Here is a 26,676-nt window from a genome sequence, read left to right on the forward strand (position 1 = left end):
TCTCAACAATGTGTCGCCATTTACAGGCGAAATATTGCCCAGAATCAAGGGGGGACTTTCTATAACGGGCACACTCATCATCAGGGTTTGAAGAAAAGAGGTCGGTATGTTCCAGTTTATGACGTCGACGCGCATTATCTTTGGGGAAGGTGCGTTGACGAATTCATTGTCATCGCTGAATCAGTTTGGCTACAGCGTGCTGCTGGTCACCGGGAAAGACGGTGAGCGGGCCGAGCCGGTGCTGAATTACCTGAAACAACAGAGCATGCGCTATCAACAGGTGGCGGTCCATGGTGAGCCGTTGATTGCCATGATTGAAGAGATGGCGGCGATGGGGCGAAAGTTCCGTCCGGATATGGTGCTGGCCATTGGCGGCGGCAGTGTACTTGATGCCGGCAAGGCGCTGGCGGCGCTGATCCCGAATCAGGGCAGTGTTTATGACTACGTGGAAGTGGTCGGCCGCAGTGTGCCGTTGCAGGCTAAACCGCTGCCGTTTATTGCGGTGCCGACGACCGCCGGGACCGGATCGGAGGTGAGTAAAAATGCGGTGCTGCGCTCGGCTCAGGAGCAGGTGAAGGTCAGCTTGCGGGGGCCGGAGATGCTGGCCGATCTGGCGATCGTCGATCCGACCCTGACGTACGGCATGGATCCGATCATGTCGGGCTATTGCGGGATGGATGCGTTCAGCCATCTGATGGAAGCCTATGTCTGCGGCGATCCGAATCCGCTCACCGATATGGTGTGTGAGGAAGGCTTACGTCGGCTGTCGGGATCCCTGCTCGCCGCCTGTGAAGATGATGATCCCCGGGCACGGGCAGATATGTCGTTTGCGGCCATGCTGGGCGGGATGGCGCTCGCCAATGGCAAGTTGGGGGCTGCGCACGGTCTGGCCTCGGCGCTGGGCGGGCGGCTTGAGGCACCTCATGGCCTGATCACCGCGCAACTGGTTCCTTTTGTGATGCAGGAGAACGTGTCGGCGGCCCGGGAGGCCGGTCGGACCGATGTGCTGGATCGCTACCGGCAGTTGGCCTGCATCCTGACCGGGCGGATCAATGCCGAAATCATCGACGGCATCCTGTGGGCCCGCCGGACCCTGAAGCGGCTGGGGCTACCGGCGCTCTCCTCGTACGGGCTGTGCGATATGATGTTTGACGAGGTGGCAGAAAATGCCCTGCGCTCGAATGCAATTAAGGGCAACCCGCTGCCGTTAAACAAACGGCGCCTGTTAAGCATCCTGGATCAGGTTTGTGACGGGTGTTGCTGCGATCGGTCGGCTTTGTGAAGCCTTTGTGAGGGTTTCGTCAGAGTTCTGCCGGAAACCGGGATACCGGATGCCACCCGGCGATGTCTTATGATACAGTGTCACTTCATCAATATTGCTTTTTCAGGAAGATAAGGATAGTCATGAACCAGACCGTTGAAACGCTCCTGCAGCACCGCTCGATCCGCAAGTTCACCCAGCAGCCGATTTCAGAAGCGCAGCGAACAGCGATCCTGGATTGTGCGATTGCCGCATCCTCCTCCAGTTTTATTCAGTGTGTCAGCGTGATTCGGGTGACTGCGCCGGAGAAACGGGCGTTGCTGGCGGAATATGCGGGCGGTCAGCCGTATGTGGCTTCCGCGGCTGAGTTCCTGGTGTTCTGCGCTGATTTTTACCGGCATCAGGCCATTCATCCTGAGGCGCAGCTCGGTTTTACCGAGCAAACCCTGATCGGTGCGGTGGATGCGGCGTTGATGGCGCAAAACGCGCTGACGGCTGCGGAGTCAATGGGCTTGGGCGGGGTGTTCATCGGCGGGATCCGAAACAATCCGGAACAGGTATCAACATTATTATCATTACCGCATCATGTGATCCCGTTGTTTGGTTTATGCTTGGGCTATCCGGCGCAGGATCCGGAGCGCAAGCCGCGATTGCCGCGGGACTTGATTGTCCACCAAGACAGTTACCAACCCACATTGGATACCGCGTTGCTGGCGCAATATGATGCCCAAGTCCGCGAATACTACAAAACGCGAACCGGGGGCAATAAAGAAACATCCTGGACTGAGCAAATTACGGCGACCCTGAGTAAGGAAGCGCGTCCATTCATGAAGGAATTCATCAATCAGAAAGGCTTCAGCACGAAGTGATTGGGAAATAGAACTTTTTCATTGGGGAGCAGTCCGATACACTAGATTGATTGCTGAGTGTTTACTCAATTTATCAGGCAAGCATGAACATCACACACAGCCTTTGTCGGCAACACGGTGCCGGGCGCTGAGCCTGCCGACAATTGCGCTGTGGTACACAGCCATTTTTTATCAGCGGAATGAGATATGAAACAAATTGGGAAAGTAGCCTGTTGTCTTTGTCTGGCTGCTTTACTAAGTGCCTGTTCAAGCACGCCTGAAGGTGAAGAGGGAGTTTCATCTCAAATCAAGACCGAGGATCGGTTTCAGCAAGCGATGGGCGTCCATCAGCAATGGCAACAGCGTTTGGGTGATGTTGCATCTTTCGCGGTGTATTCGCCGGATCAGTATGCGATCCTGACGGCAAGTTGGCAAAAGGCCACGGCCATTCATCAGGAGCTGAAGGACAATCCGTCCCTGGCGTTTGAAAGCTATTCGCTGTTTTCCTCACAAACCTACCTGGATCGCTATTTTGAAGAAATCGGCCGGGTGGCCGCCGCGCTGGCGCGGTTGCAGGATCTGAAAACCGTCGCCGATGACGTGCTGGCGCCGGCAATGACCCAGCTTACTTATCTGGACTCGATTGATGCCCGGCACTATTACCGCAGCGAGTATGTTCGGCTGACCCGCTTATATGCCAAGTTGTTCCGTCTGGTAGAGGACGATGCGCTGAGCGATGCCGGCGAGGAGCAGGAGGAGTTTCTGGCGCGGGGACACAGCCTTGAAGTGCGCACCATCAAGAAAATTTATGTCGCGCCTCAGGAGGATGCCCTGGAGGTGCTGCGGCGGAATGATGTCAAAGATTATGCGCCCATCAGCTTTGCCCGGGTTGAATCGGAAATCCTTAATGCCAAGGGCGTGATTGAACGTTCCCCCCGGGCATTTGGGCAGATTGAGCAAGCGGTGGATGAAATCCGTTTCGAGTTGGCCCATGCGGCCCATATTGCACAGGAAGTGCAGCAACTGCGTGAGCGCAGCGAAGACGAATATGAAAGTCACTTCCTGGAGATTGAAACCAAGTTGCTTCAAATTTCACTGGCGCTCAATGACAGCGATTTAAGAGACCGACCGCTCAAGATGCAGGCCGCCCAAATCAAACAAGCTGTGACTGAGACGCGCCATCAACCGGCGACGGGCCAGCCTGCGCTGAATCCGGATGGGCAGGTTACGGCCTTGCATCAGTTGGTCAGTGCCCAGCAGGCACAGATCGAGGCGCTGCAAGCCCGGTTGGCTCAAGCGACCAACCAGCGCCCTGCGATCCCTCTGGCGTCGCAGGCGGGGGGAAGCAAAACAGCTCATCAACCTCAGTCAACGGAAGCCTCCTTGCCGGACTAGAGGCCTGAAAAACTGGCTCCATCTGAATAAGCAGCGTAAAGCTGCTTTTTTTCTATCTCTATTCAGGATCTTCCAGGCGATTCTTGCCTGGAAAGCCAGACAGGTCCTGACTTCAATGCCTCGTAAAACATCAAGCATGTGTCACAGCTAGTTACATTTATTGTGTTCATTAAACACAATAAAACTTTACTGAGATGATAAAAATTCGCCTGCTTTTTGTTTTTGAACAAAAAGCAGGCATTTTTCGGATTGATTTGCCACGCAGCTTCCTTTAGAATGCGCCGCGCACCTAAGGTGCAACCATTTTTGAATTGTTATTACTTTTTTTGAAAACCTTCCTGTAGGGGCACTTCATGTCTACAAAATTAGCGAACCCGGCGCCGCTTGGCCTGATGGGTTTTGGGATGACAACCATTCTTCTGAATATCCACAATGCGGGTTTCTTTCCGATTGACTCGATGATCCTGGCGATGGGGATTTTCTATGGCGGTCTGAGCCAAGTGTTGGTCGGCATGATGTGCTTTAAGCGTGGTGACACGTTCGGTACGACCGCCTTTACATCTTACGGCCTGTTCTGGCTGACGCTGGTCGGTCTGATTGTGATGCCTTACATGGGCCTGCCAGCCAGCCCGGCTGGCTTCATGGGTTGGTACCTGACGCTGTGGGGCATTTTCACCGGCTTCATGTTTATCGGCTCACTATGCTATCCACGTGCCAAGCAGTTTGTTTTCGGTTCGCTGACGGTGCTGTTCTTCCTGCTGGCGGCGCGTGATTTCACGGGTAGCGAGCTGATCGGGACCATCGCCGGGTTTGAAGGCATCATCTGTGGCGCCAGCGCAATCTACTTTGCAATGGCCCAGGTGCTGAACAACGAATTCGGCCGCACCATCCTGCCGGTTGGTGAACTGAAAAAAGAATCCGTGGTGCTGAAAGCTGCGGCTTAATGTAACGCGCAGAAGTTTCCGGATGAAAACCTCGCCAAGGCGAGGTTTTTTTATGCCCGGCATTTGTGTGCGCCGCTCATCAGGCGGGGCTCAGCAGTGTTGTGAGCTGTATCCCCATCCGTGTTCCCGTCAGTGACGTCCGGGGCAGAAGCTTTGTGCCATGGGTACTCAGGAGCCGGGCGGTACGATTTGGGGCTTCCATTGGAGGTAGTACATTGGGGGGGGGGGCAGTGCAGTGGTTCGCTTGCTGTGACTGGTATCAGCTGCACAGGGCAGACGGATGCCAAGGAAAGCGCCGTGGGGGTGAGACGGTCCCACTGATGTGGAAGGGGGTGCCCGGGGTGGCGGGATGCCGAAAGACAGGAAGGATTGCAGCGATAAAAAAAGCTACCCGAAGGTAGCTTTTTCAATCATTTGCTGTTGCCGGAATTAGCAGATGACCTTGATAGCCAGACCACCCTGAGAGGTTTCACGGTACTTGGCATTCATGTCTTTACCGGTTTCCAGCATGGTCTCAATGACCTTGTCCAGTGAAACGCGCGGATCAGAAGAGCGGCGCAGCGCCATGCGAGAGGCATTGATCGATTTTACCGCGGCAATCCCGTTACGCTCGATACACGGTACCTGAACCTGGCCGGCAACCGGGTCACAGGTCAGTCCCAGGTTGTGCTCCATGGCAATCTCAGCTGCCATACACACCTGCTCCGGGCTACCGCCCATCAGCTCTGCCAGACCGGCTGCAGCCATGGAACAGGCTACACCCACTTCACCCTGGCAGCCCACTTCGGCACCAGAGATCGACGCGTTACGCTTGTACAGGCCACCGATCGCACCGGAAGCGGCAAAGTAACGGGTGTACTCTTTCTCGCCAACCGGCTGGATAAACTTGTCGTAGTAAGCCAGAACGGCCGGGATGATCCCGCAGGCACCGTTGGTTGGCGCGGTGACCACACGGCCACCGGCTGCGTTTTCTTCGTTGACCGCAAAGGCGTACATGTTCACCCAGTCCACCACGGTCATCGGATCGTTGGTTAGCTTCTCGGTGGTGATTAGTTGCTGGCGCAGGGCTGCGGCCCGGCGAGGAACACGAAGCGGACCAGGCAGGATCCCTTCTTCGTTCATGCCGCGCTCCATACACTCGGTCATGGTTTTCCAGATCCCGGCGAAGTAATCGCGAATTTCCTGCTCCGTGTTCATGGCGCGCTGGTTGGCCATGGTCAGGCTGCTGATTGACAGGCCGCTTTCTTTACACTGGTTCACCAGCTCTTCGGCAGTGGTGAAGGCGTAAGGCACCTGAACCGTGGATTCTGCTTCTTTGCCGAAGTTTTCCTCGTCGACGATAAAGCCGCCGCCGATGGAGTAATAAGTTTTGGTATAGACTTCGTCGTCGCCACACCAGGCATGGATGGTCATCCCATTTTCATGCAGCGGAAGGTTGGTGGTGTGGAAGTTCATGCCACCATCGCGCGGGAACGCAACTGTATGGCTGTCATTGTCCAGTGGCAGACGCTCAGTCTCTTCGACACGGGCAATGAAACCCGGAATGCTGTCGATGTCTACGCTTTCAGGACTGTTGCCTGCCAGGCCCATGATAATTGCGATATCTGTATGGTGGCCTTTACCGGTCAGGGAAAGCGAGCCGTATACGTCAACGGTAATCTTGGTGAGATCACTTAATTTGCCCATGGTACGCAGGTCGTCGATGAACTCTTTACCTGCTTTCATTGGGCCAACCGTGTGCGAACTGGAAGGGCCCACACCAATTTTGAAGATATCAAAAACACTGATCATGCGATTTACCTCAGTCGGGGGAAGCGATCTTGCCTCCGGCCAAGACTGTCATAGTTTTTATATTTCCCGCCCCTTCCTTGGCGAGATCACAAGAAAAACAAAAGAGCAGTCGGCACAAGCTTCCTGCTCTTAAGTATCACCTATTCTACGCAAATTGTCTTAGATGACTATGCGTTGTAGCACACTTTTTTGTATGAATAATGTGCTTGAGCAATAGTTTCTACAATCGTCGTGATGCGTTTTTAAAGCGCACCGTAGATTACAGAACTAATGGCCGCAATACCACACAGAGCTGTGAAAATTCGTGCAGGCGCTGCTGTTTTGTATTTAGCCATCGCGGGTACTTTGTACATGGCGAAAACCGGCATCAGGAACAGAATCGCGGCAATCATTGGTGCGCCCATGGTTTCAATCATCCCCAGGATGCTTGGGTTGATAACCGCAACGATCCAAGTGGTGATCACGATGAACGCCAGAGAGATTTTCTCGATTTTGCTGACCGGCATACCTGAACGGGACTTCATCAGACCGACCAGACCTTCGTGCGCACCCAGGAAGTGACCGAAGTAGCTTGAGGTGATCGCTGCAAAGGCAACCAGTGGACCCATCAGTGAGATCATTGGTGACTCATGGATGTTCGCCAGGTAAGACAGGACAGAGATGTTCTGAGATTTCGCGTCAGCCAGCTGAGCCGGAGACAGAGACAGGACCACAGAGAACACGAAGAACATCACGAAGCCCATCAGCATCATCGCGGCGCCGCCGGTGATCATGTCTGTTTTCTTCACCGCGTTGTCACCGTATACACGGCGCTGTTCTTTGGAGAACTGGCTGATGATCGGGCTGTGGTTGAATGAGAACACGATGATTGGAATCGCCAGCCAAATGACAGATGGCATACCGCTCCAGTCCGGGGCCACTTCCATCATGGATGTGTTCCACTCAGGAACCAGGTAAATAGATAGTGCGATCAGGATGAACACCAGTGGGTAAACCATCATGGACGTTGCTTTCAGCATCAGTTCTTTGCCGAATACAACACCTGCGGTCATGGCCAGGATCAGGCCGCCGGACAGCAGCCAGCGTGGCACAGATTCCATCCCCATTTGGTTGACCATGAACGAGTCAACGGTGTTGGTGATCCCGACACCGTAGATCAGCACGATAGGGTAAATGGCGAAAAAGTAAGCGAAAGTGATGATGTTCGCGCCAGTTTTACCGAAGTGCTCTTCAACAGTATCAGTAATATCAGCTTCAGGATTTTTGGCGGAAAGAACGAAACGAGCCAGGCTCTTGTGCGCAAACCAAGTCATTGGCAGGGCAATCAGCGCCAGGATGACCAGAGGCCAGAAACCGCCGGCACCGGCTTTAATCGGCAGAAACAGGACACCGGCACCGACCGCTGTACCAAACAGCGACAGGGCCCAGGTGAAATCTTTGTATGTCCAACTTGCTTTGGCAGTAGAGGATACTGCTGAGTTTGACGTGGTATTCATGGTTATATACCTAATTTTGAGTTACGGAACGGAATATAGGAACGGCGCGCATTTTGAGGATTTAGGGGGGGAAAACCTTGATCAAGATCTCGTTATGTAACGGATGCAAATTGCAATACAATTAAAGGTGATCTAGATCACGCATTGTCGCGACGTAAAACAAGTAAAACTAAATTGTCGGATAACTTTAGCTAATACCATAGCTGGGATGAGAGGAGTTTGACCATCTGTGCAGTCGCCCCCCAGATTGAATATTCTTCGTAGGGAATTGCATAAATATTGTGATTCACGCCATTGATACGAACGTGCTCTGTATGCATATTCATTGGGTTTAATAGGTGGCGGATGGGCACTTCAAACAATGCATCCACCTCATTCGGGTCCAGCTCTGGCCGGTAGTTGGGAGAGATCACCGATAGGTAAGGCGTGACCAGGTAGCCACTGATGGTCGGCAGGGCCGGCAGTTGCCCCAGAATGTGCTCTCTGCTGCATAAAATGCCAGTCTCTTCCGCCGTCTCCCGAAGGGCGGTTTCAATTAAATCAACATCTTGAGGTTCTTGGCGCCCGCCAGGGAACGATACCTGGCCAGGATGGTGTTTGAGATGGTTCGCGCGGCGGGTAAACACGACATGAAAACTATTGCCGCGCGGTACCAGCGGGATCAGCACAGCCGCCTGCTTCAACGCCTGGCGACGGGCAAGATGCTGACGGATCCGGGCCGTATGGCTCGGATCATAGTTTGCCTGAGGGGCAAGCAGGAAGCGGGTTAACAGTTGTTGCTGATCGTTCATGTGTCGTCCGTGATCCAAAGGTCGACCTGCGACAATGCGTGACTATCGCAGTTTGTGATCGGGCGATCACCGCAGTACTTGCGTACTGGTCGACGCTCTTGCGTTCTTTCCTTGATCAAATGCTGATTATTTCGGCGCTTGTTCCAAGACTGGCAGAATTTTACTCAACTTGTCCAGTGTTTCTTGATATTCGCTGTCGGCCTGACTGTCTGCCACCAGGCCGCCCCCGGCCCAGGCATACAGCGTATTTTCCTGAGAAATCAGCGTTCTGATGGTGATGCTGGTATCCATCTGGCCGCAGCGGCTGAGATAGCCGATGCTGCCGCAGTACACGCTGCGTCGGTGCGGCTCCAGCTCCTCAATAATTGCCATCGCCCGGATTTTCGGTGCGCCGGTGATCGAGCCGCCGGGGAAACAGGCGCGCAGCAAATCCAGCGGTGAGTAGCGGGTGTCCAGGGTACCGGTCACGGTGCTGACCAGGTGGTGAACTGCCGGGAAGCTCTCAATCTCAAACAGCTTCGGCACCTTGACCGAGCCGGGGCTGGCGACCCGGCCAATGTCGTTGCGCAGCAGATCGACAATCATCAGGTTCTCGGACCGATCTTTCTCGGCCGTTTGCAGCGCATGGGCCTGTGCCTGATCCTGCTCAGGCGTCTCCCCCCGGGGCCGGGTGCCCTTGATCGGTTTGGTTTCCACCATGCCTTGGTGGTGTCGCAGAAAGCGTTCCGGGGACACTGAAACAATGGCATGGTCGTCGGTGCGGATAAACCCGGAAAACGGCGCGCCGTTGGTCTGCTCCAGACGCAGGTAAGCCTGCCAGGCATCCCCCTGAAAACCGGCCTGAAAGCGCTGGGCCAGGTTGATCTGGTAGCAATCGCCTGATCGCAGGTATTCCTGCACCTGAGCAAACTTACCGTCGTACTCGGCCTTGCTCATATTGGCGGTCCATGGCGTTGTTAGCGAAAAGTTGTCAGCCTGTTTCGGTTCGTGCGCGTGGGTTGTGAGTTGGGCTTCGAGCCAGGCTTTGCGGTCGCTGCCTGCCGGCGATACCAGATACAGCGCACGGGTGTGGTGATCGGCAATCAGCGCCCAGTCATAGATCCCGACCGCCATTTCCGGTGCGGCGATATCCTGCGCCGCCAGTGACGGCATCTGCTCCACCCGGCGCCCGAGGTCGTAGGCAAAATACCCCAGCACGCCGCCCAGAAAAGGAATATCTTTCACAGGTTTGCAGGTTGGTAACAGTTCTGCCTGGATTTGCTCGATCAGGGTAAACGGATCAGCAGTGCTGGTTTTTTCATCACCGTTGGCATAGCGGATGCGTGTGATGTCGCCCCGGGTCTCCAGCGTGGCTAAAGGATCAGCAACCAGAATGTCATAGCGATTATCCGGATGATCCTGTGCGGCAGAGCGTAATATCATAGCCCATGGTTGGCCGGAGAACGGCGTAAACCAGGCAAGCGAGGCTTGCTCGGTGTACGCGAGGGTTTCAATGCTGAGTTCAGGGTGCGATTTACAAATCATTTTCTTTTTTGTGACAGGTGTTCGGTTGGCGCATGGCGCGAAATTGTTGGCAAGAGTATCATAAACGCAGATTTTAATACGACGCCCAAACGTTTTCCCTGGCTAGTTTCTTGCTGCCGACTGGCAACAGTGAGTCAAGGGGAACCGCCTATCACCTGGCCGCGTGGTTGCCGAGATTGCATGCATTCCCTACACGCAGCGATCCGGAGCGCAACGACGTCGCACACTGGAAGCATCGACCGGGCGCCGCACGATGATAACAATCAACGAGGGCAATTATGACCGTCATCTGTAAGCAAGATGTGATCGACAGCGTGGCTGATGCGCTGCAATACATCTCTTATTACCACCCGCTGGATTTTGTACAGGCGCTGGAAAAAGCCTACAACAAGGAGCAGAGCCAGGCCGCGAAAGATGCCATTGCGCAGATCCTGATCAACTCCCGGATGTCTGCGGAAGGTCATCGCCCGATCTGTCAGGATACCGGGATTGTGACCTGCTTTGTCAAAATCGGCATGAATGTTCAGTGGGACAGCGATCTGACCGTGCAGGAAATGGTGGATGAAGGGGTACGTCTGGCGTACACCAATCCGGATAACCCGCTACGGGCGTCAGTGGTTGCTGATCCGGCCGGTAGCCGTAAAAACACCCGTGATAATGCCCCGGCCGTGGTTCACATTGATATGGTGCCGGGCAACAAAGTTGAGATCCAGATTGCAGCCAAGGGCGGCGGTTCGGAAAACAAAACCAAGATGGTGATGCTGAACCCGTCGGACGATATTGCTGAGTGGGTTGAAAAAACCGTCCCGCTGATGGGCGCTGGCTGGTGTCCACCGGGCATGCTGGGGATCGGGATTGGCGGTACGGCGGAGAAAGCCGCGGTCCTGGCAAAAGAATCCTTGATGGAGTCGGTTGATATTCACGAGCTGATCGAGCGCGGCCCGCAGAACGCCGAAGAAACGTTGCGTCTGGACATTTTCAACCGCGTGAACAAGTTGGGGATCGGTGCCCAGGGCCTGGGTGGCCTGACGACTGTTGTTGATGTGAAAATCAAAACGGCGCCGACCCATGCGGCGTCGAAACCAGTGTGCATGATCCCGAACTGTGCCGCGACCCGTCACGTTCACTTTACCCTTGACGGCACCGGTCCGGCAGAGCTGACGCCGCCGAAACTGGAAGACTGGCCGGAAGTGACCTGGGAAGTGGGCGAGAGCGTACGCCGCGTTAACCTTGACAATGTGACCAAAGCTGACGTTCAGGAATGGAAATCCGGTGAGACCCTTCTGCTGTCCGGCAAGATCCTGACCGGCCGGGATGCGGCGCACAAGCGTATTGCCGATATGCTGGCCAAGGGTGAAGACTTCCCGGTCGACTTCAACAACCGCTTTATCTACTACGTCGGCCCGGTGGATGCCGTGGGTGACGAAGTGGTGGGTCCGGCTGGCCCGACAACGTCAACCCGGATGGACAAGTTCACCGACATGATGCTGAGCCAGGCCGGTCTGACCGGGATGATTGGGAAAGCAGAGCGCGGCCCGGCGGCGATTGAGTCTATCAAGGAGCACAAAGCGGTGTACCTGATGGCAGTCGGCGGTGCGGCTTACCTGGTGGCCAAAGCGATCAAGAAGGCACGCGTGGTAGCCTTTGAAGATCTGGGCATGGAAGCGATCTACGAGTTCGAGGTTGAAGATATGCCGGTGACGGTTGCGGTGGACGCCGAAGGTACCAATGCGCACCAGACCGGTCCGGATACCTGGAAAGTCAAAATTGCCGAAATGGACGCCTAATTCTCAGGCGAACTTTCAGGACAGGAGCGCTGCGGCGCTCCTTTTTTATGGCTCGTTTAGACCTCGTTTTATGGCTCATTTTGTTGCCCGTTGTATGGCTTGGCACCGGATTCTCGCGGTTGAACGCCTTGTCTCATCCTTGGGCGATCCCACACTTTTTCCTTCGCTTTTCGTCAGTTGCCGCCAGAGCCCGGCTGGTTATCGACTAAACTATTAATCTCGATAGCTTCATCCGTCTCTGGCATGCCCTGATAGAGGAGCGTTATGAAATGGTTCGTTGCTGCACTTGGCAGCGTCTGGCTGTTTGGTTGCCAGGAGTCGGTCACCATTCCGGAGCCCGCTTCCCGGCCGGTCAAACTTCAGGCGGTTTCGGTCGGTGACACTGACACCTACCGGACCTTTCCGGCCCGGATTGAAGCCGGGGACAAAGCGGTCCTGACGTTTCGCGTGTCCGGCCAGCTGGAGACTGTCGCAGTGAGGCCGGGGGCCGTGGTCCGGCGGGGCCAGGCGCTGGCCAAGCTGAAAACCGATGAGCTGGAGCAACTGCTCGAACAGGCCCGGGCCAATCACGAACTGGCGTCCGTCCAGTTCAAGCGTGATCAACAGCTGCGTCGTACCCGGGTGATTTCCGAACTGGCGTACGATGAATCCAAAGCCGCGCTCAGCCAGGCCACGGCTGCCTTGGAGCAAGCCCGGGCGAATTTAGGCTATGCCACCTTGCTGGCACCGTATGACGGCAGCTTATCGTTGTCGATGGTGGAGAACTATGAATACGTGGCCGCCAAAGAGCCGGTGATGCATATTCAGAGTGCCGGGCTCATCAATGTTACCTTCCAGTTGCCGGATCACCTGCTGGCGCGCTATCAGAGTGATTTGGACGCCAACCCGAAGGTCACCTTCGATACGCTGCCGGACCAAACTTTTCCGGCCCGGTTCAAGGAAATTGACACTGAAGCCGATTCGAAAACCTCCAGTTATAAGGTCACCCTGTCGATGGAAAAACCGGTGGGGCATAACCTGCTGCCGGGGATGTCCGGCCAGGTGCAGATTTCTCTGCCCAGTGGCAGTAGCGGGGCCCTGCCGTCGCGAGCTATCATGCATGAGGGGAAAAGTAGTTATGTCTGGCGCGTCGATGCCGACGGGGTGGTCAGCAAGGTCCAGGTTACACTGGATGCACAACGGCGGGTGATCAGCGGCCTGAATGATGGCGATTTGATCGTCACCTCCGGGGTTGAACAGTTACTGGAAGGCCAGGTGGTCCGGGCCTGGGTGAAAGAGCGGGGGCTGTAGTATGGCGCGCTGGCATCGATTATTTGGGCGAAGGACTGGGGTACAAGGGGACAGCCGTCGGTCAGGGGCGTGGCAGGTATTGCTGCTGGGACTGGGGGCGCTGGCACTGGGGATGTTGAACGGATGCGGGCAACAGGGCGTGGAAGCACGGGTGGTGGTAGCGCCGGTGAAGGTGCAATCGGTACAACTGGCCCAGAGTTCGCCCCAACTGAGTTTTCCGGCGGTGGCGGCGGCGGCGGATAAATCCCGCCTGTCGTTTCGCATTCCCGGGGAAGTGACGCGGATCCATATCAATCCTGGTGAAAAAGTAAAGGCGGGCCAGCTGCTGGCTCAGCTTGATACGACCGATTACCGGCTGGCCGTGGATGATGCCCAGGCCAAGTATGATGTTGCCGACAGCCAATACCGGCGTTCGGCCAAACTGGTTAAGCGTGGTTTTCTGTCGCAATCCCAGTTTGATGAGCTCAAGGCCCAGCGCCGGATTGCCCTGGCGCAGCTGAATCTCAACAAACTCCGCCTGACCTTTACCGAGCTCCGGGCGCCGTTCGACGGCGTGATCTCCCGGATCCCGGTCGAGCAGTTCGAGAATGTGCAGGCCGGGCAGGGGATCATGAATATCCACCGGATGGATTGGGTCGACATCATTATCCAGGCGCCGGATATGATCTACTCGCAAAGCACCGCGGTGGAAGTACAGCAATCCAAACCGGGGGCCCAGGTGATTTTAAGTGACGGCGCCGCGTATCAAGCCCGGCTCAAGGAGTTCACCACCGAGCCGGACCCGGAGCTGGGTTCGTTTCTGGTCACCTTGACCATGCCGATGCCGCCGCAGCAGTTCATTCTGGACGGGATGCCGGTGGAAGTACGTGCGGATGCCCAGAAGCTCAAAATCTACCAGCACAATGAGGTGGTGATCCCGATTGAAGCGGTCTTTAACCAGGATGGCGATCCGCTCAGCTCCGAGAACAAGTTTGTCTGGGTGGTCGGGGATGAGAACCGGGTGGCGAAGCGCCGGGTGGTGTTTGACAAGGTGATCCCGCAAGGGGCGCGATTACGCGCTGGGGTGGAAGCGGGCGAACAGATTGTGGTCGCCGGGGGGAATCGTCTGCAGGACGGACAGCAGGTGAGTATTGTCGATAGCGAGGCAGAATAAGATGAAACAAGACATTGCCGCCTATTTTATCCAAAACAAAGTGATCAGCTGGATGATGACGCTGATCTTCCTCATTGGCGGGACCTTGTCTTTTTTCGGACTCGGGCGGCTGGAAGACCCGGCGTTTACCATCAAAGATGCTATGGTGGTGACCGCGTATCCGGGGGCGACTCCGCTTCAGGTTGAAGAGGAAGTGACCTACCCCATTGAGAAGGAAATCCAGCAGCTGGCCTATGTAGATGAAATCAATTCGATTTCCAGCCGCGGGTTGTCCCAAATCACCGTGACCATGAAGAATAACTACGGCCCGGATGACTTGCCGCAAATCTGGGACGAGCTGCGCCGCAAGGTCAACGATTTGAAACCCAGTCTGTCTCCCGGCGTTCATGAACCCCAGGTGATCGATGATTTCGGGGATGTGTTCGGGGTGCTGCTGGCGATCACCGGGGATGGCTACAGTTATAAAGAGCTGAGCGACTATGTTGATTACCTGCGCCGGGAGCTGGAGCTGGTTGACGGGGTGGCCAAAGTGTCCGTCACCGGAACCCAGCAGGAGCAGGTGTTTATCGAAATCTCCATGCAGCGACTGAGCAGCCTGGGGATCTCCCCACAGACTATTTATAACACCCTGCAAACCCAGAATCTGGTGACCAGTGCCGGGGCTGTCCGCATTGGCGACGAGTATATTCGGGTACACCCGACGGGGGAGTTCCTGAATGTGGATGAGCTGGGGGATCTGATCATTACCGAATCCGGCGCCGAGGGCCTGATCTACTTGCGGGATGTGGCGGATATCCGGCGGGGATTCAAGGAAATCCCGTCCAACCTGGTGAGCTATAACGGCAAGCAGGCCTTGCATGTCGGGGTCGCATTTACGTCCGGGGTCAACGTGGTGGAAGTGGGGCAGCGGGTGCAAATTCGCCTTGCCGAGCTCAAGGAGCAGCAACCGATCGGGATCAATATCGGTGCCGTTTATAGCCAGCCGACCGAAGTCGACAAGTCGGTCAGCGGCTTTGTGATCAGCCTTGGCCAGGCGGTGGCGATCGTCATTATCGTCTTGCTGTTTTTCATGGGGTTGCGCTCCGGCTTGCTCATTGGCCTGATCCTGCTGCTGACGGTGCTGGGCACCTTTGTGTTTATGAAGTGGATGGCGATTGACCTGCAGCGGATCTCGCTGGGGGCGCTGGTCATTGCGCTCGGGATGCTGGTGGATAATGCCATTGTGGTGGTCGAAGGGATTTTGATCGGTATGCAAAAAGGGCGCACCCGGATGGAAGCCGCCTCGGATATCGTGACCCAGACCAAATGGCCGCTGCTGGGGGCGACGGTGATTGCGGTGATGGCGTTTGCGCCGATTGGACTGTCACAGGACTCCACCGGTGAGTACTGTCGAACCTTGTTCACCGTGCTGCTGGTCTCGTTGATGTTGAGCTGGTTCACGGCTATTTCCCTGACGCCGTTTTTTGGCGATCTGTTCTTCCGCCGGCAGAAAAGCGAGAGCAGCGGTGAAGAGACGGATCCCTATCAAGGTAAATTGTTTGTGGTGTACCGGACGTTTCTCGAATGGTGTATGCGCCGGGCCTGGCTGACGGTGATTGTGCTGGTGGCCATGCTGGGGGTGAGCCTGTATGGCTTTGGGTTACTCAAACAGTCCTTTTTCCCCGCGTCGACCACCCCGATGTTTATGGTCGATATCTGGTTGCCGGAAGGGACGGACATCCGGGCGACCGATGCCAAGCTGGCTGAGCTGGAAACGGAACTCCGCGAGAGCGAGGCGGTGACCTATGTCAGTGCCAGTGCCGGGAAGGGGTCGCAGCGGTTCATGCTGACCTATTCGCCGGAGAAAAGTTACGCCGCGTACGGGGAGCTGATCATCCGGGTGAAAACTTTTGAAGACGTGGTCCCGGTGATGCGGCAGTTCAGCCAGCGGCTGGATGCCCGCTATCCGGAGCTGGAGTACAAGCTCAAGCAAATCATGCTGGGACCGTCCTCCGGGGCTAAAATCGAAGCTCGGCTGGTGGGGCCGGATCCGACCGTGCTGCGTGGGCTGGCCAAGCAGGTAGATGCCATCATGCAGGCCGATCCGGGGGCATTCTACATCCGCCATGACTGGCGGGAGCGGACCAAGGTGCTGGAGCCGGTGTTTAACGAAAGCCAGGCGCGGCGCTACGGGATCACCAAACAGGATGTCGATGATCTGCTGCAAATGGCGTTTTCCGGCCTGGCGGTCGGGATCTATCGGGAAGGGACCAACCTGATGCCGATTGTTGCCCGGTTGCCGGACGAAGAACGGGTCGATGTGACGTCGATCGAAGGGATGAAGATCTGGAGTCCGGCGGTCGGCGGCTATGTGCCGTTGCAGCAGGTGATTGGCGGCGTCAATGTGCGCTGGGAAGATCCGCTGATCGCCCGCAAGAACCGCAAGCGGATGCTAACCATCATGGCAGACCCGGATCCGCTGGGCGAGGAAACCGCAGCGACGGTTCAGGCTCGGATACAGCCTGCAATAGAAGCGCTGGACTTTCCGCCGGGTTACGCGCTGGAGTGGGGCGGGGAATATGAATCCTCAGCCGATGCCCAGGCATCGCTGTTCCAGACCATGCCGATGGGTTATCTGTTCATGTTCCTGATCACCATCTTTCTGTTCAATAAAGTCAAGGAAGCGCTGATTGTCTGGGCCACGGTGCCGCTGGCGGTGATTGGGGTGACCACCGGGCTGCTGTTGCTCAACACCCCGTTCGGGTTTATGGCGCTGCTCGGCTTTCTCAGCTTATCGGGCATGCTGGTGAAAAACGGCATTGTGCTGCTGGATCAGATTGAAATCGAGATCAGCAGCGGCAAGGAAAAATATGCGGCCATCGTGGAGGCGTCGGTGAGCCGGGTCCGTCCGGTCTGTATGGCCGCTATTACCACCATTCTCGGGATGCTCCCGCTGCTGCCGGATGTGTTCTTCAAGCCGATGGCGGTGACCATTATGTTTGGCTTGGGGTTTGCCACGGTGCTGACCCTGATTGTGGTGCCGGTGCTCTACCGCCTGTTCCATCGGGTGGCGCTGCCACGGACATCCGCCTCGGTGGCCTGAAGGGCAGGTGGGCGGCGCAGCAAGTTTCGAAACTGGGGTTCGGCACGTGTTGGGGAATGACAGGCGAGCGGCCTGCGGGAGATCTCGCAGGCCGATAAAGCAGGGTTAGTCAGCGACGGTCCATTGGATGCTTTCACCGGCGCGGATTGGTACCACGACATCCTTGCCGAAGGCCATGGTTTCCGGCACCGCCCAGCTTTCTTTACGCAGGGTAATGGTGTCGGTATTGCGTGGCAGGCCGTAGAAATCCGGGCCGTTAAAGCTGGCGAAGGCTTCCAGGTGCGCCAGCGCCCCGGCTTGCTCAAAGACTTCAGCGTACAGTTCAATCGCCGCGTGGGCGGTGTAAGAGCCGGCGCAGCCGCAGGCTGATTCTTTACGACCGCGGGCGTGCGGAGCGGAATCGGTCCCGAGGAAGAATTTCGGGCTGCCGCTGGTGGCCGCTTCGATCAGGGCCTGCTGGTGAATGTTGCGCTTGAGGATCGGCAGGCAGTAGAAATGTGGGCGGATGCCACCGGCCAGCATGTGGTTGCGGTTGAACATCAGGTGGTGAGCGGTAATCGTCGCCGCGACGTTCGGACCGGCCTGACGGACGAATTCAACTGCTTCTTTGGTGGTGATGTGCTCGACCACAATCTTCAGGTTCGGCATCTTGTCGACAATCGGTGCCAGCACGCTGTCGAGGAAAGTCTTTTCGCGATCAAAGATATCGACCTCATGGGTCGTCACTTCGCCGTGGATCAGCAAGGGCATGCCAATCTCAGCCATGGCTTCCAGCGTTGGGAGCAGTTTGTCGATGTCGGTGACGCCGGAATCGGAGTTGGTGGTTGCGCCGGCCGGGTAGAGTTTGGCGGCGTAGATATGGCCGGTGGCTTTGGCTTTGCGGACTTCGTCGGGAGAGGTGTTATCAGTGAGGTACAGGGTCATCAGCGGGGAGAAATTGCCTTGGGGCTTTTCGGCAAGAATGCGAGTTCGGTAGGCCAGGGCGGCTTCGGTATCGGTCACCGGCGGGATCAGATTCGGCATAATAATGGCGCGTCCCATATACCGGCTGATGTCACGAACGGTATCTTGCAACACCTCGCCATCTCGTAAATGCGTGTGCCAATCGTCTGGACGGGTAATTGTCATGGTCGTCATTATTGCTTCCCTCGCAAAAAATTTGCCCGATTCTAAAGGCAACATCGGGGTATGTAAAGGCGATTCTTGCCGGGTGTGCCCCCGACGCGTTGTGATGACGTAATCGTTTGCAGCGGTGATGTGCGTCGCAGTTTGTTACCGGAAGCGATCTGCGCAAACCGAAGCAGGGTAACAACCGCCCCGGCGCAGGGCATCCGGGGCATGAGTGCCGGGGGATCGGCTAGAGCTTGAAGCGGGTGACCAGCTGTTGTTGCTGGTGAGCCAGAGCATCGAGCTTGCTGCTCGCCGTTGCGACCTCTTCCATGGCATCGTAGTTGACATCAGCGATATGGCTGATCTCTTCCAGATTGCGGGCAATGGCGGTGGTGGTGGTGCGCTGCTCTTCCGCGGCCTCGGCGATTTGGGTACTCATCCGACTGATCTCCAGAATAGTGGCCTGGATCTCTTCCATCGCACTGTTGGCCTCTGACGCCTGGCCGATACTGTTCCCCATTTCACTGACACAGCTTTGCATCACGGAGACGGCCTGGCCGGAGCGGGATTGCAGGCTTTGGATCATGGTTTCGATCTCGGCCGTTGAGTCGGTGGTTCGCTTGGCCAGGACCCGGACCTCATCGGCGACGACCGCAAAGCCACGGCCCTGATCCCCGGCGCGGGCGGCTTCAATGGCGGCATTGAGGGCCAGCAGGTTGGTCTGGTCGGCGATATTGCGGATCACATCGAGGATGGAGCCGATGTCGCTGCTCATTTCCTGCAGCTTGGTGACGGCGGACACCGACTCGTCCAGCCGCTCGGAAAGCTGATGAGCGGTATTGATATTGCGGCTCATCACTTCGCGCCCAGTATTGGCGGCATGTTCGACGTTATGCACCCGCTCCATGGTGCGCTGGGCGCTTTGCGACACATCCGTGACCGAATGTTCCATCTCGGTCATGGCTGCTGAGACGGAAGCGGTCTGCTGGCGTTGTTCATCAAGTCGGTGGCGGGCTTCGGTGGTGGTGCCCTGGTTTTGCTCGGCGACGACGGCCAGATCAGCCGAGGCTTGGCTGAGTTTGCCTAAAATCTCCTGCAAGTTGTCGGCCAAGGCATTGATGTGGCGGCTCAGCCGGTTGAATTCGACAAACCGGGTTGGGTCGCTGCGTTGGGTCATGTCACCGTTGGTCAGTGCCTCCAGCGTGCGCAGGGTCGATTCCAGGGGGCGGCGCACACTCTGGGCCAGATACCAGCCGATAAAGAGGGCAAACAAAGTGACGCCGACGCCGATGCCGATGGCATTGCGAAGTCCCTGCTCAAAGGTTTCATCCGCCTGGGCGATGGCACGGTTCATCTCATTGTTCGCTTCGGTGCGGAAGCTGTCGAGCAGTAGGGTTGCCCGATCAATTTCCGCCGCCAGCGTGGCAATATTCTCGTACAGGCGGTTGCGTGCCTCGATGTAGCGATAGTGGACATCCAGCACACCACCCGGCTTGCCGATATCCAGGGTGTACTGGTTAATCGGCTCGTCAAACTTGTCTTTCAGCGCCGGCAGCATGGCAGAGAGCGAACGGTAGGCATTGCCGAGGTGAGTCACGTAGCGTTTATTGTCTTTGACCGCTTTTTCAATCACCGTGATGTCATCGGTTGCCAGTGCGTCGGAGGTGATGGCCTCGGTCTGACGCAGTTTAATGAAGTAGTTTTTGGCGATCATCTTGACCGAAATACTGTTCTGATCGGCGACAAACTCCTTCATTTTCCCACTCAGCTCATCGTGGAGCTGCTGAAAGCGGCGGGCCGATTGTAACCGGGCCGCCTCGGCATCGAGCTGGCTGCGATAGTTCGCCATGGCCGTGTGGGCCTCGGAGAAGTAGCGCTCTTCCAGGGCGATCAGGGCGTCGACCTGGCTGCTCAAGGCGATGTTGTCTCGGGCCGCTTCAACCAACTGCGCCAGGGCGGCATTGAAAGCCTGGTGCGCTTGGGTAAAGTTTGTTTCGGTTGCGGCCATCCGCTGCGGATTTTGGCTGGTGAGAAAATCTTTAAATATTTTATCGGCAGCCAGCAGGCGGACGCTGGTTTGGTTGGCGGTGGAAACCAGCGGCAGTGCCTCGGTAGTCACGGTGGCAAGCTGGTGGTGGATCCGGTTGGTGCCGTCAAGCATCAAAGCAATCGTCGCGGCAAACAGCACGACCATGACAGCAAACCCGGAGTACATACGTCGTATGACAGAGGTTTGATTTCTTGTCTTCATAATATCCCTAACATTGCAAACATGGGCGACAGCAACGCCACATCAAATACAGTAATACGAAGCTGTAATTATGTTATTGACCTTCGTATAAACTGTGATGTCGAAATTTCAACCAGCAAAAAAAGTTCGCAAAATTGGACAAAATCGACCCACAAGTCACATAGACATCTCGTCTCGGGGAAGTGTGACGGACCTTAGATCCTAATCGAACTGAGTGACTACATACTTTGACGGCTGCATCAAAAAATAACCCTGTTGCTGCGAGACGGACTGGAATTTCTGTTTAAAACGGTGTTCAATATTGCTCTATGGCATGGACTCAAGCATACTCCCTGTCGACATACTGACATGTAAATGGAGCATGAAATGGCAGAAGAAACCATCTTCAGCAAAATTATTCGTAAGGAAATTCCGGCAGATATTTTATACCAGGATGATCTGGTGACGGCGTTTCGGGATATTAACCCGCGCGCGCCGAGCCATATCCTGATCATTCCGAACAAGCTGATCCCGACGGTGAATGATGTTGAAGCCGATGATGAGAGAATGCTGGGACGCCTGTTTACAGTCGCCCGCCAGCTGGCGGAGCAGGAAGGGGTGTCGGAAGACGGTTACCGGTTGATCATGAATTGTAATCCACACGGCGGCCAGGAAGTGTACCATATTCATATGCACTTGCTGGGTGGCCGACCGCTGGGACCGATGCTGGTCGGCTAATTTTTTCGTGACCTTGTCGGGTGCTTTGCCGTGTCTTGTTTGAGTCGGCATCGTGAAGCCCATGCGAGCAGTCTGAGTCGCGGGTGATTCATCTCGGGAGCGTGAATGACGTCCCGGTTTTGAACTGCCGGCGACTCAGATTTTTTCAGAGCGCTGATGATTAAAAAAACCATACAACACGCGATAACTGTGGGATTCGCCCTGGCCCTGACGGCCTGTGCGAACTTATCGCCCCAGAATTTATTCAGCCATTATAGTGCGGCCAATACCGAGGCCCGTGCAGCCTTGGTGCAGGGGCAGTACCAAAGTGCCCTTGAGAGCCTGCCGGATGTGCCGGCCGGTGAGATCCTGGATGGGATGGAGCGGGGCCGGATTGCGTATCTTGCCGGACAGTACCCGAACAGTTTTGCCGCGTTGAACCTGGCGGATGAAGCGGTGAAGGCGCAGCAGCGTGCCGCGCAGATCCAAGTCTCTGAGGGGCTGAACCAGGCCGGTTCGTTGCTGACCAACGATAACCTGATCACCTATCAACCGGCCGATTATGAGCTGGGCTTTTTGCACTTGTATCTGGCGCTGAACTATCTTCAGCAGCGGGATTTGTCCGGTGCACTGGTTGAAGTACGGCGGGCCAATCAGGTCCAGGAGGTGGCGCGCAAGGAGCGCGAGGCGAGCCTCAATCAAGCGGCGCAGGCTGTCAGCCGAGAAGGGGTGAACAATAATCTGGGCGCCGTGCTGGCACGTTATCCCGATGCCGGTGAGCAGTTGGCTGCCGTGCAGAACGGGTATTTGTTTTTCCTGTCCGGGTTGCTGTATGAAGCCGACGGCGATCTGAATAGTGCTTATATCGATTATAAAAGAGCCTTGGCCGTGGCGCCGGGGAATATGTATGTTGCCAATACCGTGCTGCGGGTGGCAAGCCGATTGCAAATGCGTGCGGATTTAGCGCAGCTTGAAGCCAGATACGGCCGTTACACGCCGCCGGGCGCAAACGCTGGCCGGGTGGTGATTTTAGATGAGCAAGGGGTCGTTCAGGCCCGGGAAGGTTGGCGCTTGCCGTTATGGCTGGCCGACAGACACGGCAATAGTGTGATTTATAACCTGGCGTTGCCGTATTATCCCAAAACAAGTGGTCCGGCGTTAGGCCCCTTGTTGCTCAACCAGCAGTCCGTGATCGGTAGTAAACTGGCAGATGTGAACCAGATGGCCCACCAGAGCTTGAATGAGTATTTGCCGGTGCTGGTGGCCCGGCAGGCGTTGCGGGTGGTGGCAAAAAATGAATTCAGAAAAGCGGCGGCCAGTAACGGCAATGATGTCGGTAACCTGCTGGCGAATATTTTTAATACGCTGACCGAGCAGCCGGATACCCGCAGTTGGCAATCATTGCCGGCGGTGGTGGATTTGTATCAGGCTGAGATGCCCGCGGGCACTTATCCGTTGCGTCGGAACGGGGAGTCGCTCGATGTGAAAGTCGTTCCCGGCCGAACCACTCTGGTTTGGGTTTCCCGGCAGGGATCGCAAACCCGGTGGTGGTCGGTATTGCTTGGAGAGAGTTAACCATGAAATATGTGTCTGTGTTGTTGTTCGCCCTGGCGCTGGTCGGCTGTACGTCGGCAACTTCAGGGATCAGTATTGAAAGCAGTAATCAAAATGTTGTGATTGGCAATGTATCGCTGGCGCGGCAGGTTGAGATTGAAAAAGCCCTGATCGGTAATGCCAACGGGCTGATGAAGGCGGCGGTGCCGGTCACGAGTAAGGCTCATTCTGACCTTAACCTGCAGTACCGGTTCTACTGGTACGATGCCCAGGGGTTGGAAGTGAGTGGCAGTGACAGCCCGTGGCGGCAGTTTGTCCTGCACGGCCGGGATACAGTGACCCTGCAGGGGATCGCCCGGAAGCCGGAAGCGAAACAGTATCGTATTTATATCCGCGAAGCGGACTATTGATGTTGCCGGGCGGACGCCTGGCATGCATGACAGAGCAGAGAAAAAGGTAAACAGAGCATGAAAAAAAGCGTGATTGCATTATTGGGGGTGGCGGCACTGATGGGCGGTTGTGCGCAGAAAGTCAGTTACGGCGATGCGCAGGAAGCAGAAACCACCACCATCGAGTTCGGCTCAACGGATTTGCAGAAAATTGCCGAAGAGATGACTGACAGCATGCTGGGTTCCGGCTCGGTGGCTTATATCACCGGGAATGGCAAGCGGCCAATTATTATGGTCGACAGCATCAAGAACAAGACCAGCGAGCACATTGATACCGAATCGATCACCGACTCGGTCAGCACCCGCCTGCTCAACTCCGGCAAGTTCCGCTTTGTCGATATGGCGCGGGTCGAAGATGTGCGCAAACAACTGAACTTCCAGAATAACGATGAGTTGGTGAATCAGAGTACCGCGATTCAGTTCGGTAAGATGGTTGGTGCCGAGTACATGCTGTACGGCAACCTGGCCAGCATTGTGAAGCAAGCCGGCAGTGACAAAGACGTGTACTATAAAATGACCATGCGCCTGATGGATCTGGAAACCGGCCTGATTGAATGGGCGGATGAAACGGAAATCCGCAAGCAGGAAGCCAAGCGCCTGCTGGGCTGGTAAGGCCCGGTTGTGAGCAGGGTGATGCGCGCAGAGGAAACCATGACGTTTGACCCTGAAGTGCTGGATGCGTTGCCGGGCTACACGCTGTTGTCAGCCCGGCCGTTGAGTGGTGGCTTGAGTAACCGCTGCTGGCAATTGACGCTGCGCTATCGCCAGACCCGGATGCAAGTCGAAGCCGTCTGGCGGCCGGACAGTGATTCGAGCCGGGTGTTCGGGTTATCCCGCGTGCATGAGCATCACATGCTGACGCGGCTGGCACCGACCGGACTGGCACCGGCCAGCCTGGGACTGCTGGGCCGGGAAACGGGGGATCAGGAGGTGCCGTCGGAGACCGCATTGACCCCCGCCGCAAAACCAGCTGGATTGTTGGTCGCCTGGGTGCCCGGCCGGGAGGCGGATCCCCAGTTTTCTGACACCGCCCTGATGTCCCTGCTTGGCCGGATTCATCGCCAGCCGGCACCGGACTGGCGGCTGGATGTCCGGGCCAAAGCCGAGCATTACTGGCAATATATCCACCCGCAGGATAAATCCCCGTCACTGCAACAACTGTATCACCGGTTTCAGGCGGCGGCTCCGCGGGCCTGGTTTGCCGATACCTGCTGCCATCACGACCTGGGCCGGTATAACATCATTATTCAGCCCGATGGCAGCGAGCGAGTGATTGACTGGGAGTATGCCGGTGCCGGGGATCCGTCACTGGATCTGGCGCTGACGCTCAATGCCAACGGGATCGTCGATGATCCGCAACGGACCCGGGCGATCCAGGATTACTGCCATGCCCGAGGCGAGCGGGATGTCGCCCGTTGGCAGCAAGCGGTTTCGGCCTGGCAGCCCTGGTGCGATTTTCTGGCGCTGCTGTGGTTTTATGCCGGTGCCAACCTGTGGCAAACCCCGTCATACCGCACAACCGCTGAGCAACTACTGGTGCAGCTGAGTGCGAAAAAACAGTCAGATCCCCAAAACTGATTGAACGCGGCACGGTTTTCAGTCGTATAGTGTTGATGACAGCCTTTGACTGTGGAGGAGCAATGTCCCGGAAACTGGCCCGCTATGGTGTGCTCGTGGTTGCAATCGTCCTGATCTGTGGCTGCGTGATACGGCTTGGCTACAATACACTCAATTTTTGGATTCCCTACTATCTGTCGGACTATGTCACCCTGACCAGCAGTCAGAAGCAGGTGTTCAGTACGGCGCTCAACGAAGCGCTGGCGGTGCATCGTCGCCAGGAATTGCCGAAAATTCATCGCCAGCTGATGGCATTGCAAACTTCTCTGGCCCGGCCGATGCGTTATGCCGAGGTGCGCCATTATCATGACGTCTTTACCGGCCTGGGGCAGGACTCCGCGGCCCTGCTGGCCGGTCCTTTGGCTGCGGCGGCGAAAACTTTCTCACCGCAGCAGGCCGGCGAGATGAGCCGTCAGCTCGAAGCCAAATTCAATGAAATCCTGACCGAGCGTCAATCCCTGAGTGCAGCGGATAAACAGCGAGAACGGGCCATTCGGCTGGCCGATCGGGCCGAAGACTGGATCGGCCGCTTGTCGCCGGAACAGCGTCACCTCTTGGATGAACTGGCGGGTTATCAGGTCGAAATGGAGCCGGTGTTTATCCTTGTCTGGCAGGACTTTATCCACGATTGGTCCCAGTTACTGGCCACACGCCAGCAACCGGATCTGGCGGGCAGGATGCGTACGGTGCTGGCGGATCTGGTGGCTTTTCATTATCCGCCGAAACAAGCCGAGTTGGACTTTTATCTCAATCGCCGCTTCGAGTTGCTTAGCCGTTTGCACCACACGATGACTGAGCAACAGCAGCGTCATCTGAATGAGAAGTTAACAAGTATCCGTAAAGATGTAGCAATCTTGATCAATGAATAGGGGTAAATTGATGGAAATTGTTAATAATCCCTACTTTTTCACCGGACAAAACGTGGTAGATTGATGGGCGTGTAGAAGAGGAACACAGAGAGGGCGGTATGATTATCTATTTGCACGGTTTTGATGCGACCAGTCCGGGCAACCATGAAAAGGTGCTACAGCTGCAATTTATTGATCCGGATGTGCGTTTTGTCAATTACAGTACCCTGCATCCCAAACACGATATGCAGCATCTGTTGCGTGAAGTTCACAAGCTGAAAGAAGAATCCGGTGATCCTGAACCGTTGATTTGCGGTGTCGGGTTGGGGGGATACTGGTCAGAACGGATCGGTTTCTTGTGTGGCGTGAAACAGGTAATTTTTAACCCGAATCTGAATCCGGCGCAGACCATGGAGGGGAAAATTGACCGACCGGAAGAATATGCCGACATTGCGACAAAATGTGTTACAGATTTTCGGGAAAAAAATGCCGGGAACTGCCTCTGTATACTTTCAACCAATGATGAAGTATTAGATAATCGCTCGACAGAACAGGTGCTGGGCGCATATTACGATATTATCTGGGATGAAACCCAATCCCATAAATTTAAAAAGATTTCCCAACACTTACAAACAATAAAAACGTTTAAGTCAGCACCACAATAACGAAGCAAAATGGCGATCTCCTACCCCTGGGCCTGTTGATGTTTCCCGAACACAGTTGATCTTCGAAACGTCAACACGGCCAACAGACGGTGTCAGTCCGTCTGCACCAATACCAAATTGAACA

At 55.9% G+C, this 26,676-nt stretch carries 21 protein-coding genes; 15 read left to right on the top strand and 6 right to left on the bottom strand.

All coding sequences use genetic code 11. From position 1 onward, the window contains the following. Window positions 1-106: 106 nt before the first annotated feature. The 4 genes from NH461_RS05720 (at window position 107) to NH461_RS05735 (ending at window position 4,448) form a co-directional block, all read left to right on the top strand. Entirely contained in the window at window positions 107-1,282 is a 1,176-nt protein-coding gene (locus tag NH461_RS05720; protein ID WP_261602290.1) for an iron-containing alcohol dehydrogenase, read from the top strand. A gap of 122 nt (window positions 1,283-1,404) precedes the next feature. After that, complete coding sequence (gene nfsA / locus NH461_RS05725; protein WP_261602291.1) at window positions 1,405-2,130, top strand: oxygen-insensitive NADPH nitroreductase; 726 nt, start codon at window positions 1,405-1,407, stop codon at window positions 2,128-2,130. Between the two features lie 186 nt (window positions 2,131-2,316). Beyond that, a complete protein-coding gene (locus NH461_RS05730; protein ID WP_261602292.1) occupies window positions 2,317-3,504 on the top strand; it encodes a hypothetical protein in 1,188 nt (395 codons plus the stop codon). A gap of 353 nt (window positions 3,505-3,857) precedes the next feature. Beyond that, window positions 3,858-4,448, top strand: a complete 591-nt coding sequence (locus NH461_RS05735; protein ID WP_261602293.1) for an acetate uptake transporter — start codon at window positions 3,858-3,860, stop codon at window positions 4,446-4,448. A 429-nt stretch (window positions 4,449-4,877) separates the two neighbouring features. Here NH461_RS05735 and NH461_RS05740 read toward each other — a convergent pair whose 3' ends face one another. The 4 genes from NH461_RS05740 to pabB form a co-directional block, all read right to left on the bottom strand. After that, a complete protein-coding gene (locus NH461_RS05740) occupies window positions 4,878-6,239 on the bottom strand; it encodes an L-serine ammonia-lyase (protein WP_261602294.1) in 1,362 nt (453 codons plus the stop codon). Window positions 6,240-6,481: 242 nt separating this feature from the next. After that, window positions 6,482-7,735 carry an aromatic amino acid transport family protein gene (locus NH461_RS05745; protein ID WP_261602295.1) on the bottom strand — a complete coding sequence of 418 codons (1,254 nt, stop codon included), beginning with the start codon at window positions 7,733-7,735 and terminating at the stop codon, window positions 6,482-6,484. Window positions 7,736-7,926: 191 nt separating this feature from the next. Next, a complete protein-coding gene (locus tag NH461_RS05750; protein WP_261602296.1) occupies window positions 7,927-8,526 on the bottom strand; it encodes a CoA pyrophosphatase in 600 nt (199 codons plus the stop codon). A gap of 126 nt (window positions 8,527-8,652) precedes the next feature. Next, complete coding sequence (gene pabB / locus NH461_RS05755) at window positions 8,653-10,050, bottom strand: aminodeoxychorismate synthase component I (protein WP_261602297.1); 1,398 nt, start codon at window positions 10,048-10,050, stop codon at window positions 8,653-8,655. Between the two features lie 278 nt (window positions 10,051-10,328). Between pabB and NH461_RS05760 the strand changes: the two genes are divergently transcribed. From NH461_RS05760 to NH461_RS05775, 4 genes are all read left to right on the top strand, one after another. Further along, window positions 10,329-11,837: a fumarate hydratase gene (locus tag NH461_RS05760; RefSeq protein WP_261602298.1), complete on the top strand. Its 1,509-nt coding sequence runs from the start codon at window positions 10,329-10,331 to the stop codon at window positions 11,835-11,837. A gap of 264 nt (window positions 11,838-12,101) precedes the next feature. After that, window positions 12,102-13,127 carry an efflux RND transporter periplasmic adaptor subunit gene (locus NH461_RS05765; RefSeq protein ID WP_261602299.1) on the top strand — a complete coding sequence of 342 codons (1,026 nt, stop codon included), beginning with the start codon at window positions 12,102-12,104 and terminating at the stop codon, window positions 13,125-13,127. 112 nt (window positions 13,128-13,239) lie between these two features. Continuing rightward, complete coding sequence (locus NH461_RS05770; protein WP_261602843.1) at window positions 13,240-14,280, top strand: efflux RND transporter periplasmic adaptor subunit; 1,041 nt, start codon at window positions 13,240-13,242, stop codon at window positions 14,278-14,280. A 1-nt stretch (window position 14,281) separates the two neighbouring features. Next, entirely contained in the window at window positions 14,282-17,362 is a 3,081-nt protein-coding gene (locus tag NH461_RS05775; RefSeq protein ID WP_261602300.1) for an efflux RND transporter permease subunit, read from the top strand. A 105-nt stretch (window positions 17,363-17,467) separates the two neighbouring features. Here NH461_RS05775 and pyrC read toward each other — a convergent pair whose 3' ends face one another. Both pyrC and NH461_RS05785 read right to left on the bottom strand, forming a co-directional pair. Then, complete coding sequence (gene pyrC / locus NH461_RS05780; protein ID WP_261602301.1) at window positions 17,468-18,499, bottom strand: dihydroorotase; 1,032 nt, start codon at window positions 18,497-18,499, stop codon at window positions 17,468-17,470. 220 nt (window positions 18,500-18,719) lie between these two features. Next, a complete protein-coding gene (locus NH461_RS05785) occupies window positions 18,720-20,723 on the bottom strand; it encodes a methyl-accepting chemotaxis protein (protein WP_261602302.1) in 2,004 nt (667 codons plus the stop codon). A 366-nt stretch (window positions 20,724-21,089) separates the two neighbouring features. On the opposite strand from NH461_RS05785, the gene hinT reads away from it, so the two are divergent. The 7 genes from hinT to ycfP all read left to right on the top strand — a co-directional run bounded on the left by hinT (window position 21,090) and on the right by ycfP (window position 26,552). Then, complete coding sequence (gene hinT / locus NH461_RS05790) at window positions 21,090-21,440, top strand: purine nucleoside phosphoramidase (protein ID WP_261602303.1); 351 nt, start codon at window positions 21,090-21,092, stop codon at window positions 21,438-21,440. 156 nt (window positions 21,441-21,596) lie between these two features. Beyond that, window positions 21,597-22,994, top strand: coding sequence for a COG3014 family protein (locus NH461_RS05795; RefSeq protein ID WP_261602304.1), 1,398 nt, complete (start codon window positions 21,597-21,599; stop codon window positions 22,992-22,994). A gap of 2 nt (window positions 22,995-22,996) precedes the next feature. Next, window positions 22,997-23,383 carry a YcfL family protein gene (locus NH461_RS05800; protein ID WP_261602305.1) on the top strand — a complete coding sequence of 129 codons (387 nt, stop codon included), beginning with the start codon at window positions 22,997-22,999 and terminating at the stop codon, window positions 23,381-23,383. Window positions 23,384-23,440: 57 nt separating this feature from the next. Then, a complete protein-coding gene (gene lpoB / locus NH461_RS05805; RefSeq protein WP_261602306.1) occupies window positions 23,441-24,034 on the top strand; it encodes a penicillin-binding protein activator LpoB in 594 nt (197 codons plus the stop codon). Window positions 24,035-24,073: 39 nt separating this feature from the next. Next, on the top strand, window positions 24,074-25,000 hold the full coding sequence (locus tag NH461_RS05810) for a phosphotransferase (protein WP_261602307.1): 927 nt from the start codon (window positions 24,074-24,076) through the stop codon (window positions 24,998-25,000). Between the two features lie 62 nt (window positions 25,001-25,062). Beyond that, entirely contained in the window at window positions 25,063-25,908 is an 846-nt protein-coding gene (locus NH461_RS05815; RefSeq protein ID WP_261602308.1) for a DUF6279 family lipoprotein, read from the top strand. A 98-nt stretch (window positions 25,909-26,006) separates the two neighbouring features. After that, window positions 26,007-26,552 (top strand): alpha/beta hydrolase YcfP, encoded by a 546-nt coding sequence (gene ycfP, locus NH461_RS05820; protein WP_261602309.1) that lies wholly within the window; start codon window positions 26,007-26,009, stop codon window positions 26,550-26,552. Window positions 26,553-26,676: the final 124 nt, after the last annotated feature.

This window comes from Photobacterium sp. TY1-4, from assembly GCF_025398175.1.
Classification (GTDB): Bacteria; Pseudomonadota; Gammaproteobacteria; order Enterobacterales; family Vibrionaceae; genus Photobacterium.

What these genes read in the sequence shown, in the direction of transcription:
- NH461_RS05720 (WP_261602290.1), top strand. Translation starts at nt 107, where the DNA reads ATGTTCCAGTTTATGACGTCGACGCGCATTATCTTTGGGGAAGGTGCG.
- nfsA (WP_261602291.1), top strand. Translation starts at nt 1,405, where the DNA reads ATGAACCAGACCGTTGAAACGCTCCTGCAGCACCGCTCGATCCGCAAG.
- NH461_RS05730 (WP_261602292.1), top strand. Translation starts at nt 2,317, where the DNA reads ATGAAACAAATTGGGAAAGTAGCCTGTTGTCTTTGTCTGGCTGCTTTA.
- NH461_RS05735 (WP_261602293.1), top strand. Translation starts at nt 3,858, where the DNA reads ATGTCTACAAAATTAGCGAACCCGGCGCCGCTTGGCCTGATGGGTTTT.
- NH461_RS05740 (WP_261602294.1), bottom strand. Translation starts at nt 6,239, where the DNA reads ATGATCAGTGTTTTTGATATCTTCAAAATTGGTGTGGGCCCTTCCAGT.
- NH461_RS05745 (WP_261602295.1), bottom strand. Translation starts at nt 7,735, where the DNA reads ATGAATACCACGTCAAACTCAGCAGTATCCTCTACTGCCAAAGCAAGT.
- NH461_RS05750 (WP_261602296.1), bottom strand. Translation starts at nt 8,526, where the DNA reads ATGAACGATCAGCAACAACTGTTAACCCGCTTCCTGCTTGCCCCTCAG.
- pabB (WP_261602297.1), bottom strand. Translation starts at nt 10,050, where the DNA reads ATGATTTGTAAATCGCACCCTGAACTCAGCATTGAAACCCTCGCGTAC.
- NH461_RS05760 (WP_261602298.1), top strand. Translation starts at nt 10,329, where the DNA reads ATGACCGTCATCTGTAAGCAAGATGTGATCGACAGCGTGGCTGATGCG.
- NH461_RS05765 (WP_261602299.1), top strand. Translation starts at nt 12,102, where the DNA reads ATGAAATGGTTCGTTGCTGCACTTGGCAGCGTCTGGCTGTTTGGTTGC.
- NH461_RS05770 (WP_261602843.1), top strand. Translation starts at nt 13,240, where the DNA reads ATGTTGAACGGATGCGGGCAACAGGGCGTGGAAGCACGGGTGGTGGTA.
- NH461_RS05775 (WP_261602300.1), top strand. Translation starts at nt 14,282, where the DNA reads ATGAAACAAGACATTGCCGCCTATTTTATCCAAAACAAAGTGATCAGC.
- pyrC (WP_261602301.1), bottom strand. Translation starts at nt 18,499, where the DNA reads ATGACGACCATGACAATTACCCGTCCAGACGATTGGCACACGCATTTA.
- NH461_RS05785 (WP_261602302.1), bottom strand. Translation starts at nt 20,723, where the DNA reads ATGAAGACAAGAAATCAAACCTCTGTCATACGACGTATGTACTCCGGG.
- hinT (WP_261602303.1), top strand. Translation starts at nt 21,090, where the DNA reads ATGGCAGAAGAAACCATCTTCAGCAAAATTATTCGTAAGGAAATTCCG.
- NH461_RS05795 (WP_261602304.1), top strand. Translation starts at nt 21,597, where the DNA reads ATGATTAAAAAAACCATACAACACGCGATAACTGTGGGATTCGCCCTG.
- NH461_RS05800 (WP_261602305.1), top strand. Translation starts at nt 22,997, where the DNA reads ATGAAATATGTGTCTGTGTTGTTGTTCGCCCTGGCGCTGGTCGGCTGT.
- lpoB (WP_261602306.1), top strand. Translation starts at nt 23,441, where the DNA reads ATGAAAAAAAGCGTGATTGCATTATTGGGGGTGGCGGCACTGATGGGC.
- NH461_RS05810 (WP_261602307.1), top strand. Translation starts at nt 24,074, where the DNA reads ATGACGTTTGACCCTGAAGTGCTGGATGCGTTGCCGGGCTACACGCTG.
- NH461_RS05815 (WP_261602308.1), top strand. Translation starts at nt 25,063, where the DNA reads ATGTCCCGGAAACTGGCCCGCTATGGTGTGCTCGTGGTTGCAATCGTC.
- ycfP (WP_261602309.1), top strand. Translation starts at nt 26,007, where the DNA reads ATGATTATCTATTTGCACGGTTTTGATGCGACCAGTCCGGGCAACCAT.